Below are 6,310 nucleotides of genomic sequence, written 5' to 3'. Positions count from 1 at the left end.
GTCGGCCTCTGCCGCCGTGCCCGAGAGCGCGACGAGCATCGCTGCGGACCGGCGCACCTGCAGGTCGGGCAGGTCCCACGGCTGCGGGCGGTCGGCGGGCCGGGACGCGGTGACCACCAGGCCGGCTGCCGTCCCGGGAGCGTCCTCGACCATCAGGTCGAGGACGAACCGGCGCGGCGCCGTGTCGAGGCCGGTGAGCCGGTAGGAGAAGCCGACCTGCAGCTGCTGCCGCTCCGTGGCGGCCGCCGTCCCGTTGCCGGGCAGTTGCGTCACGCCGGCGACCATGAGGTCGGCCACCTCCAGCGCGCGCATCCGGTCGAAGACGGCACGCTGCTGCTTGATGAGGGTGGCGCCGCGCAGGCCCTGCAGCCACGCGGCCACATCGCCGCGCTCGAGACCGGCGATCCTCCTCTCGTAGAGCTTCTGGACAGCCGCCACCGCCGCCGAGCGGGGGACCGTCACGGTCGCGACGGCCCCAGCGGAGGAGCTGGGGGCCGTTCCGGCGGGGCCTCGAGGTGGGACCGCGGCGCCGCCTGAGAGGCTGCAGCCGGCCAGCGCGAGAACGGTGCCCAGCGTGACGCCGAGGTGGCGACGGCGCATCGTCAGCCGGCGGCTCTGCGGTGCCGCGGCCGGGCAAGCGGTGGGCTGGGATCGCGCTGGGCTCGGGCGGCGTGCGCCACCTCGGGAGTGACCAGCCCCGCCGCGAGCAGCGCAGAGACCGCGCGCCGCTCGGCCCGATCGAGGGGCAGCCCCGTGGCCTCGGCTGCCGGCTCGCTCGAGAGGTGTCGGCCGTGGCGCACCGGGCCGCCGCCCAGGGCGGTCACCACGCAGTCCGCACACCGGACCTCGCGGACCGGGCAGGTCTGGCAGTCGACGAGCATCATCATGATCGCCTCCTTCACGTCGTTGCGATCGAGTGGTTCCCACGCTAGGCGGTGCCTCCGACAGTGGTCGTCGGGCGCCGCCGGGTCAGGTGGAACCTCGCCGCGCCTCCACCCCGTTGTCGGCGGTGGACCATACGGTCGGCCCATGCAGGCGATCCAGAGCACCTTCGACGACCTCGGCACCCCGTTGGCCGAGGTCACGTTCGTCGTGGTCGACCTGGAGTCGACCGGCGGCAGCCCGGCCGACTGCGGCATCACCGAGATCGGCGCGGTGCGGGTGCGCGGTGGCGAGGTGCTCGGCGAGTTCCAGACACTCGTCAACCCTGCCGAGCCGATTCCGGCCTTCATCTCGGTGCTGACCGGCATCACCGACGCCATGGTGGCCGACGCGCCGCGCATCGAGTCGGCCCTGCCGGCGTTCCTCGAGTTCGCCCGCGACAGTGTCCTGGTCGCCCACAACGCCGGGTTCGACATCACCTTCCTCAAGGCAGCGGCCGCTCGCACCGGCGCCGCCTGGCCGGGGTTCGACGTCCTCGACACGCTCCAGCTGGCCCGGCACCTCGTCACACGGGACGAGGCGCCCAACCACAAGCTGTCCTCGCTGGCCCGCATCTTCTGTGCCCGCACGACCCCCGACCACCGTGCGCTGCACGACGCCCGCGCCACGGTCGACGTGCTCCATGGCCTCCTCGAACGGGTCGGCAACCTCGGCGTCCAGACCCTGGAGGAGCTCGGCAGCTACTCGTCCAGGGTGACGCCGACCCAGCGGCGCAAGGCCTTTCTCGCCGAGGGGCTGCCCCACGCACCCGGCGTCTACCTGTTCAAGGACCGCGACGGCCAGGTCCTCTACGTCGGGACGAGCCGCGACATCCGGTCACGGGTGCGGACCTACTTCACGGCGGCGGAGCAGCGCAGCCGGATGGCCGACATGGTTCGCCTCGCGCACGTCGTCCACCCGGTCGTCTGCCAGACCCCCCTCGAGGCGCAGGTGCGCGAGGTTCGGCTGATCGACGAGCACTCCCCGCGGTTCAACCGACGCTCCAAGAACGCCCGACGCGCCGTGTGGGTGCGGCTGACGCACGAGCGCTTCCCGAGGCTGTCCGTCGTGCGCACCCCGCCCACCGACGGGTCCGCCTCCATCGGTCCGTTCCGTTCACGCGCCGTGGCACAGCAGGCGATCGACGCGGTCCACGAGATCCTGCCGCTCCGGCAGTGCACCAAGCGCCTGTCGGGGCCGTCGTCGGCGTGCGCCCTGCTCGACATCGGACGCTGCGGTGGTCCCTGCGTCGGACAGCAGGACGTCGAGGCCTACGCCGCCGTCGTGGCCGAGTGCGAGGCGATCTTCCGGGGGGACGCGCGCCCGGGAGCAGAGCGCCTGCAGGCCCGGCTGGTGGAGCTCGCGCGCCAGGAGCGGTTCGAGGACGCCGCAACCGTCCGAGACCGGTTCGTGCAGCTGATCCGGGCGGCGGCTCGGGCCCAGCGCCTCGCGCCGCTCACCGCGGCTCCCGAGCTCGTCGCCGCCCGACGGCATCACGAGGGCGGCTGGGAGCTGGTCTGCGTGCGGCACGGGCGGCTGGCCGGCACCGCGGTGAGCCCCCGTGGCGCGGACCCGATGGTGCACGTCGCGACGCTGCGGGCCACCGCTGAGGTGGTCGCGCCCGAGGAGGGCCGGCTCCCTGCCCTTGCCGAGGAGACCGAGCTCGTGCTGCGTTGGCTCGAACAGCCGGACGTGCGCATCGTCGACCTCGAGGGCGTCTGGAGCTGCCCTGTCGGTGGGGCCGGACGCATCCGCCAGGAGCTCGAGCCGGCCATCGCTGCCGCCGCCGAGGTCCGCGGCTTCGACCGCGACCAGGTGCTCGCGCCGACGGCCCGGGGGTCTGCCCTGCGACGCGCCGGATAGGGACTGTCACGGCACGCCGGATAGGGTGACGACCGTGATCACCGCCATCGTCATGATCAACTGTGCGGTCGACCGGATCCCCGAGGTCGCCGAGAACATCGCCAACATCCCCGCCGTCTCCGAGGTCTACTCGGTGACCGGGGACGCGGACCTCATTGCCATGGTGCGGGTGCGCGAGCACGAGGAGTTCGCTGACGTCATCGCCGACCGCCTCAACAAGGTCGAGGGCGTCACCGGCACCTCGACGCACATCGCCTTCCGCACCTACTCCGCCCACGACCTCGAGGCCGCCTTCAGCCTCGGCCTCGACGACGCCTGAGCCGCCTGGCCCGGCCGTCCGGTCAGCCCGTGGCTGGCCCGGTCAGCCCTTCGGACGGGTGGCGGCCACCCACCGACCCACGAGGTCGGTTGCCGCGCCGCTGTCGATCGCCTCGGCGGCCGACGCCATGGCCGAGCGCAGGTCGCTGTCGAAGTCGTCCTGGCTCGGGCCGGAGTCGGGCCGCGCCAGCGCGAGGGCGATGCCGGCGTTGAGCAGGACCGCGTCGCGCACTGGGCCGGGAGCCCCGGCGAACACGTCCCGGACCACCCCGGCGTTGTGCCGGGCGTCCCCACCACGAAGCGACTCGACCGGGTGCAGCTGCAGTCCGAGGCGGGTCGGGTCGACCTGGCGGTCGGAGATCTGCCCACCGCGGACCCACCAGACCTGCGTCGTCGTGGAGACGGTCACCTCGTCGAGCCCGTCGTCCCCGCGGAAGACAGCCGCGTCCTTGCCCCGGTTGGCGAAGACACCGGCAATGAGCGGCGCCATCCGCGCGTCGGCCGACCCGACCACCGCATAGGTCGGTTGCGCCGGGTTCGTCAACGGGCCGAGGAAGTTGAAGGCGGTGCCCACCCCGAGGTCGCGGCGCGGCACGGCGGTGTGCCGGAACGACGGGTGGAAGGTCTGCGCGAAGCAGAAGGTGATGCCCACCTCGCCCGCGATCTCGACGACCCGCTCGGGGACCAGGCCCAGGTCGACACCGAGGGCCTCGATGACGTCGGCCGAGCCGGACGACGATGACGAGGCACGGTTGCCGTGCTTGACGACCCTGATGCCGGTCGCCGCCACGACCATGGCGGACATCGTCGAGATGTTGACGGTGTGGGCGCGGTCGCCCCCGGTCCCGACGATGTCGAGGCTCGGTCCGGGCACCTCGATGCGCCTAGCGTGGGCGAGCATCTGGTCGGCGAGGGCCTCCATCTCGGTGACGCTCTCCCCCTTGGCCCGCAGCGCCATGAGGAACCCGGCGATCTGCGACGGGGTCGCCTCGCCCTCCATGATCTGGTCCATCGCCCACCGGGTGGACCGGGCATCGAGGTCCTGGGCGGACAGGAGGGTGGTGAGAACGGCGGACCAGGTCGGCCGGTGCTCCGAGCTCATGCCTCAGGCGACCGGCGTCGCCCGGGCAAGGTCTGCGACGGCGGCCGTGAGGGCGATGGGGTCGAGCGGGTGGGGCACGGCGAGGTCCGCCAGCGACCAGGCTGCGAGCCAGCTGTCCTGGGGCCGGCCGGTGAGGAGGATGACCGGCGGGCACTCGAAGACCTCGTTCTTCAGCTGGCGGCAGATGCCCATGCCGCCGACCTTGGCGGCTTCGCCGTCGAGGATCAGCATGTCGAACCGCTCGGCGTGCACGGCGCTCTCCACGGCCGCGTGCGTGGCGCACTCGTGCCACCGCACGACCTCGACGTCCTTCGCGGGGCGACGACCCACGGCGGCCCGCACGGCGTCCCGCGTCGTGATGTCGTCGCTGTAGAGCAGGATGCTCACGCGGTGCAGTCCCGAGCCCGCCGCTCGCGGGGCGACGGCGGACGAGGAGCTGGGGCTCGAAGCGGTCATGCGGGCGATGCTACCGGCTCTCCGGAGACCCTCTGACAGGGCCCGCGACGCCGTCGGTAGCCTGTGCGCCACAGGGCCAGGCTCCTTCGCGGCTCCGATCACGAATCAGCGGCATCCACCAATAAAAGTGGGGGTCGCTAACGCACTCTGCACCGAATGTGGGAATAATGACCGACGTGGCGACAGCATCGATACCTCCCAGCGCAATTGCCGACACAGGGCACGGCCCGGCGACCCGCCCGAACATGGTTGCGGTGGGCACCATCGTGTGGCTGTCGAGCGAGTTGATGTTCTTCGCCGGCCTCTTCGCGGTGTACTTCCAGCTGCGCTCAGTGCGCACCGACCTCTGGGCTCAGCAGACCGAGAAGCTGAACGTCACGTTCGCGGCGATCAACGCGACCGTCCTCGTCATCTCCTCCGTGTGGTGCCAGCTCGGGGTGTGGAAGGCCGAGAAGGGCCAGAAGGCCCGCACCGGCTCGCTCCTCGACATCAAGAACTGGGGCATGCGGGAGTGGTACGTCGTCACCTACCTCTTCGGCTCCTTCTTCATCGCCGGGCAGGTCTTCGAGTACGCCGAGATGGTCCACGACGGGGTCACCCTGTCGTCCGACGCCTACGGTTCGGTCTTCTACATGGCCACGGGCTTCCACGGCCTGCACGTGACGGGCGGCCTCATCGCCTTCCTCCTCATCATCGCCCGCACGTTCACCACCCGGCGTTACACACACGCCAACGCCACCGGTGCGGTCGTGACCTCCTACTACTGGCACTTCGTCGACGTGGTGTGGATCGCGCTGTTCGCCACGATCTACATCCTCAAGTGAACCTCCGAAGCCAGCGACCACCGATCACCATGGACGACAGGACCTCACAGTGAATGCCTTGGCCGCGCGCCGCCGACACCCAGCTGCGATCGCTCTGCTGATTCTCGTCGGGCTGCTCATCACCGGTGGCGCCTACTCGCTCATCGCGCCGAAGGAGGCCAACGCGTCCGCCGCCCAGGCCGACAACCAGGCCCAGGGCAAGGCGCTCTTCCTGGCGAACTGCGCCTCGTGCCACGGCACCGGCGCGCAGGGCACCAACGACGGCCCCTCGCTCTACGGCGTCGGCGCGGCCTCGGTCGACTTCCAGATGGGCACCGGGCGGATGCCGCTGACCCAGCCGAACGTGCAGGCCCCGCGGCAGGAGAAGATCAAGTTCAACCAGGACGAGATCTCGGCGATCGCCAGCTACGTCGCCTCGCTGGCCCCGGGCCCGAACGTTCCTGACCAGAAGTACACGACGGTCATCCAGCCCGGGTCCAAGGACAACAACGAGGCCATCGCCCGTGGTGGCGAGATCTTCCGGGTCAACTGCGCCATGTGCCACAACGCTGCCGGTGCCGGTGGCGCCCTGACCCGCGGCAAGTACGCGCCGCCACTGCAGGGGGTCGACCCCAAGTACATCTACGAGGCCATGGTGACGGGACCGCAGTCCATGCCGGTCTTCAACGACACCAACATCACGCCCGAGTCGAAGCAGCAGCTGATCTCCTACCTCAAGGCGATGGAGAACCAGCCCGAGCAGGGCGGCATGACGCTCGGCAGCCTCGGCCCCGTCTCCGAGGGCCTGTTCGCCTGGACCTTCGGCATCGGCATCCTCATCGGCTGT

General features: G+C 71.2%; 8 protein-coding genes. 4 read left to right on the top strand and 4 right to left on the bottom strand.

Going from position 1 to position 6,310, the window contains the following annotated elements:
• A partial coding sequence (locus N864_RS18015) for a hypothetical protein (RefSeq protein ID WP_205620994.1) occupies positions 1-462 on the bottom strand: 462 nt, incomplete at its 3' end.
• Positions 463-602: 140 nt separating this feature from the next.
• Positions 603-887, bottom strand: coding sequence for a hypothetical protein (locus N864_RS18010; RefSeq protein WP_240474389.1), 285 nt, complete (start codon positions 885-887; stop codon positions 603-605).
• 142 nt (positions 888-1,029) lie between these two features.
• Here N864_RS18010 and N864_RS18005 point away from each other — a divergent pair, with 142 nt between their 5' ends.
• A complete protein-coding gene (locus tag N864_RS18005; protein ID WP_034720236.1) occupies positions 1,030-2,784 on the top strand; it encodes a DEDD exonuclease domain-containing protein in 1,755 nt (584 codons plus the stop codon).
• Between the two features lie 34 nt (positions 2,785-2,818).
• Entirely contained in the window at positions 2,819-3,103 is a 285-nt protein-coding gene (locus N864_RS18000; protein ID WP_034720242.1) for an Lrp/AsnC family transcriptional regulator, read from the top strand.
• A 42-nt stretch (positions 3,104-3,145) separates the two neighbouring features.
• Here N864_RS18000 and trpD read toward each other — a convergent pair whose 3' ends face one another.
• Both trpD and N864_RS17990 read right to left on the bottom strand, forming a co-directional pair.
• Positions 3,146-4,204 carry an anthranilate phosphoribosyltransferase gene (gene trpD, locus N864_RS17995; protein WP_034720233.1) on the bottom strand — a complete coding sequence of 353 codons (1,059 nt, stop codon included), beginning with the start codon at positions 4,202-4,204 and terminating at the stop codon, positions 3,146-3,148.
• 3 nt (positions 4,205-4,207) lie between these two features.
• Positions 4,208-4,660, bottom strand: coding sequence for a response regulator transcription factor (locus tag N864_RS17990; RefSeq protein WP_034720231.1), 453 nt, complete (start codon positions 4,658-4,660; stop codon positions 4,208-4,210).
• Positions 4,661-4,827: 167 nt separating this feature from the next.
• Between N864_RS17990 and ctaE the strand changes: the two genes are divergently transcribed.
• Positions 4,828-5,484, top strand: coding sequence for an aa3-type cytochrome oxidase subunit III (gene ctaE, locus N864_RS17985; RefSeq protein ID WP_081794007.1), 657 nt, complete (start codon positions 4,828-4,830; stop codon positions 5,482-5,484).
• A gap of 49 nt (positions 5,485-5,533) precedes the next feature.
• A partial coding sequence (qcrC, locus tag N864_RS17980) for a cytochrome bc1 complex diheme cytochrome c subunit (protein ID WP_034720226.1) occupies positions 5,534-6,310 on the top strand: 777 nt, incomplete at its 3' end.

This window comes from Intrasporangium chromatireducens Q5-1 (genome assembly GCF_000576575.1).
Lineage (GTDB): Bacteria > Actinomycetota > Actinomycetes > Actinomycetales > Dermatophilaceae > Intrasporangium_A > Intrasporangium_A chromatireducens.
The sequence above is the reverse complement of the archived record's forward strand: the minus strand, read 5'-3'. Positions and strand labels throughout refer to the sequence as shown.

Excerpts from the sequence above, each read along its gene's own strand:
- N864_RS18010 (WP_240474389.1), bottom strand. The coding sequence starts at position 887 with ATGATGATGCTCGTCGACTGCCAGACCTGCCCGGTCCGCGAGGTCCGG.
- N864_RS18005 (WP_034720236.1), top strand. The coding sequence starts at position 1,030 with ATGCAGGCGATCCAGAGCACCTTCGACGACCTCGGCACCCCGTTGGCC.
- trpD (WP_034720233.1), bottom strand. The coding sequence starts at position 4,204 with ATGAGCTCGGAGCACCGGCCGACCTGGTCCGCCGTTCTCACCACCCTC.
- N864_RS17990 (WP_034720231.1), bottom strand. The coding sequence starts at position 4,660 with ATGACCGCTTCGAGCCCCAGCTCCTCGTCCGCCGTCGCCCCGCGAGCG.
- ctaE (WP_081794007.1), top strand. The coding sequence starts at position 4,828 with ATGACCGACGTGGCGACAGCATCGATACCTCCCAGCGCAATTGCCGAC.